3 protein-coding genes are annotated in these 2,957 nt (G+C 60.5%); all 3 read left to right on the top strand.

Features of this window, described 5'->3' with window-relative positions; all coding sequences use genetic code 11:
- Nucleotides 1-56 precede the first annotated feature (56 nt).
- From F8N43_RS29125 to F8N43_RS29115, 3 genes are read left to right on the top strand one after another with little or no spacing between them, the layout of a single operon-like run.
- Complete coding sequence (locus F8N43_RS29125; RefSeq protein WP_150630737.1) at nt 57-1,178, top strand: Re/Si-specific NAD(P)(+) transhydrogenase subunit alpha; 1,122 nt, start codon at nt 57-59, stop codon at nt 1,176-1,178.
- Between the two features lie 15 nt (nt 1,179-1,193).
- Nucleotides 1,194-1,517, top strand: a complete 324-nt coding sequence (locus F8N43_RS29120) for an NAD(P) transhydrogenase subunit alpha (protein WP_007947884.1) — start codon at nt 1,194-1,196, stop codon at nt 1,515-1,517.
- Nucleotides 1,517-2,950, top strand: a complete 1,434-nt coding sequence (locus F8N43_RS29115; RefSeq protein ID WP_150630736.1) for an NAD(P)(+) transhydrogenase (Re/Si-specific) subunit beta — start codon at nt 1,517-1,519, stop codon at nt 2,948-2,950. Before F8N43_RS29120 ends, F8N43_RS29115 begins: the two co-directional genes overlap by 1 nt.
- Nucleotides 2,951-2,957 lie beyond the last annotated feature (7 nt).

Here is a 2,957-nt window from a genome sequence, read left to right as displayed (position 1 = left end):
GCCGCACCATCCGAAGTGCCTGGGTTTACTCAATAAGATCACGCAGGAGATTTGACGTGCACATTGGTGTTCCTCTCGAAACCCAGACGGGTGAAACACGGGTTGCTGCAACCCCGGAAACCATCAAGAAGCTGATCGGCCAGGGTCATAAGGTCACTGTGCAAAGCGGCGCCGGCATTAATGCCAGCGTTGTCGACAGTGCTTATGAAGCGGCAGGCGCAACCATTGGCAGCGCCAACGATGCGTTGGGTGCCGAGCTGATTCTCAAGGTGGTCGCCCCCAGCGACAGCGAACTCGCTCTGATCAAGAGCGGTACCGTTGTGGTGGGCATGCTCAACCCGTTCAGCAATGAAACCATTGCCAAGCTGGCTGAGTGCGGCATTACTGCCTTCGCACTGGAAGCGGCTCCGCGCACCTCCCGCGCCCAGAGCCTGGATGTGCTGTCCTCCCAGGCCAACATCGCCGGCTATAAAGCCGTGTTGCTGGCCGCTCACCATTACCCACGCTTCATGCCGATGCTGATGACGGCGGCGGGTACCGTGAAAGCGGCGCGCGTGCTGATTCTCGGCGCGGGTGTTGCCGGTTTGCAGGCAATCGCTACGGCGAAACGTCTGGGCGCGGTGATTGAAGCGTCCGACGTGCGCCCTGCAGTTAAAGAGCAGATCGAATCCCTCGGCGCCAAGTTCGTCGACGTGCCTTACGAGACTGATGAAGAGCGTGAATGCGCCGTCGGTGTCGGCGGTTACGCACGGCCGATGCCAGCGAGCTGGATGCAGCGTCAGGCGCTGGCCGTGCACGAGCGCGCCAAGCAGGCTGACATTGTCATCACCACGGCACTGATCCCGGGCCGCAAGGCACCGACGCTGTTGAGCGCGGAAACCGTGGCACAGATGAAACCAGGTTCCGTGGTCATCGACCTCGCGGCAGCCCAGGGCGGCAACTGCCCGCTGACCGTGGCCGATCAGGTGGTGGTCGAGAATGGCGTGACCATTTGCGGTCCGACCAACCTGGCCGGCGCGGTCGCGGCAGATGCTTCGGCCCTGTACGCACGCAACCTGCTGGACTTCCTGAAGCTGGTCTTCAACAAAGAAGGCCAGTTCGAGATCAACCTCGAAGACGACATCGTCGCCGCGTGCCTGATGTGCCGCGATGGCCAAGTCATCCGCAAAAACGCCTAAGCAGGGATTCAGACGATGGAAGAGCTTATCTCCCCCGGTATCTACAACCTGATCATCTTCGTGCTGGCGATTTATGTCGGTTATCACGTGGTCTGGAACGTTACACCTGCACTGCACACGCCGCTGATGGCGGTCACCAACGCCATTTCGGCGATCGTGATTGTCGGCGCCATGCTCGCCGCGGCACTGACCGTCACGCCTTTGGGCAAGACCATGGGCACCCTGGCCGTGGCCCTGGCAGCCGTCAATGTGTTCGGTGGCTTCCTGGTGACCCGCAGGATGCTTGAAATGTTCAAGAAAAAAGCCCCGAAAGTCGTAAAAGAAGAGGCGCCTAAGTAATGAGCATGAACCTCGTAACGACGCTCTACTTGATCGCGTCCATCTGCTTCATCCAGGCCCTCAAAGGCCTGTCGCACCCGACCACGTCGCGTCGCGGCAATCTGTACGGCATGCTCGGCATGGCGTTGGCGATCCTCACCACCGTCGGCCTCATCTATAAGCTGGGCGCAGAGCTTGCCACCGCTGGCATCGGTTACGTCATCGTCGGCCTGCTGGTCGGCGGCACTGCCGGTTCGATCATGGCCAAGCGCGTTGAAATGACCAAGATGCCGGAACTGGTCGCGTTCATGCACAGCATGATCGGTATGGCCGCGGTGTTCATCGCGATCGCTGCTGTTGTCGAGCCGCAATCCCTGGGTATCGTCAAGCAACTGGGTGATGCAATTCCTGCGGGTAACCGTCTGGAGCTGTTCCTCGGCGCTGCCATCGGTGCGATCACCTTCTCCGGTTCGGTGATCGCGTTCGGCAAGCTCTCGGGCAAGTACAAGTTCCGCCTGTTCCAGGGGGCACCGGTACAGTTCAGTGGCCAACACAAGCTGAATCTGGTGCTGGGTCTGGCGACACTGGCGCTGGGCATCACCTTCATGCTGACCGGCAATCTCAGCGCCTTCGCACTGATGCTGGCCCTGGCCTTCGTGATGGGCGTGCTGATCATCATCCCGATTGGTGGTGCGGACATGCCGGTGGTGGTGTCGATGCTCAACAGTTACTCCGGTTGGGCAGCGGCGGGTATCGGCTTCTCGCTGAACAACTCGATGCTGATCATTGCCGGCTCGCTGGTGGGTTCGTCCGGTGCGATCCTCTCGTACATCATGTGCAAGGCGATGAACCGCTCCTTCTTTAATGTGCTGCTCGGCGGTTTCGGCAATACAGTCGACGCAGGCCCGGCTGGTGCCAAGGAAGCCCGCCCGGTGAAATCCGGTTCGGCTGACGACGCGACCTTCCTGCTCACCAACGCCGACACCGTGATCATCGTTCCGGGCTACGGCCTGGCGGTAGCGCGGGCGCAGCACGCGCTGAAAGAGCTGACCGAGAAGCTGACCCACCGCGGCGTGACCGTGAAGTACGCGATTCACCCGGTGGCCGGTCGGATGCCTGGCCACATGAACGTGTTGCTGGCCGAGGCCGAAGTGCCTTACGACCAGGTGTTCGAGATGGAAGACATCAACTCCGAGTTCGGTCAGGCCGACGTGGTGCTGGTGCTCGGCGCCAACGACGTGGTCAACCCGGCGGCGAAGAACGATCCGAAATCGCCGATTGCCGGCATGCCGATTCTCGAAGCGTTCAAGGCCAAGACCATCATCGTCAACAAGCGCTCGATGGCCAGCGGCTATGCCGGTCTGGACAACGAACTGTTCTACCTCGACAAAACCATGATGGTCTTCGGCGACGCCAAGAAAGTCATCGAAGACATGGTCAAAGCCGTCGAGTAAAACCTGC

The organism is Pseudomonas fluorescens (assembly GCF_902498065.1).
Classification (GTDB): Bacteria; Pseudomonadota; Gammaproteobacteria; order Pseudomonadales; family Pseudomonadaceae; genus Aquipseudomonas; species Aquipseudomonas fluorescens_BJ.
The sequence above is the reverse complement of the archived record's forward strand: the minus strand, read 5'-3'. Positions and strand labels throughout refer to the sequence as shown.

Bases quoted from the DNA above. Each gene is read 5' to 3' on its own strand.
- F8N43_RS29120 (WP_007947884.1), top strand. From the start codon at position 1,194: ATGGAAGAGCTTATCTCCCCCGGTATCTACAACCTGATCATCTTCGTG.
- F8N43_RS29115 (WP_150630736.1), top strand. From the start codon at position 1,517: ATGAGCATGAACCTCGTAACGACGCTCTACTTGATCGCGTCCATCTGC.